Source organism: Candidatus Pelagibacter communis, from assembly GCF_001180225.1.
GTDB lineage: Bacteria > Pseudomonadota > Alphaproteobacteria > Pelagibacterales > Pelagibacteraceae > Pelagibacter > Pelagibacter ubique_D.
Map to the genome: position 1 here is coordinate 1 of NZ_CVST01000018.1, position 589 is coordinate 589.

Here is a 589-nt window from a genome sequence, read left to right on the forward strand (position 1 = left end):
CAGATTATATTGATTTATATCAACTACATTGGCCAGAAAGAAATGTAAATAATTTTGGAAGACTTGGTTATGTTCATAAAGAAAATGATTGGAATCAATTTGAAGATGTTCTTGGGGAATTAGATAAATATATTAAAGCTGGAAAAATAAGATATGTAGGATTATCAAACGAAACTCCTTGGGGAGCGTTAAATTATTTGCAGCTATCAAAAGATAAAAATTTACCAAGAATGATGTCTATTCAAAATCCATACAGCTTACTAAATAGAACGTATGAAGTAGGATTAGCCGAAGTTTCAATTAGAGAAAAAATTGGATGTCTTGCATACTCACCTCTAGCAAGTGGATACTTAACAGGCAAGTATAGAAATAAGAATTTTCCTAAAGGATCAAGAATGGAAAGAGACTTTGATTTTTGGACAAGATATAGAAAACCTAACACAGAGGCTGCTGTAGAACTTTATTTTAAAATCTGCGAGAAACACAATTTAAATATGACTCAAATGTCTATTAAATTCTGTGAAATCCAAGAATTTATGACAAGTGTTATTATAGGTGCAACTACTATGGAGCAGTTGAAATCAGATAT

1 protein-coding gene is annotated in these 589 nt (G+C 30.6%); it reads left to right on the forward strand.

The genetic code is table 11. From position 1 onward, the window contains the following. A partial coding sequence (locus AMN99_RS01420) for an aldo/keto reductase (protein ID WP_179850423.1) occupies positions 1-589 on the forward strand: 589 nt, incomplete at both ends.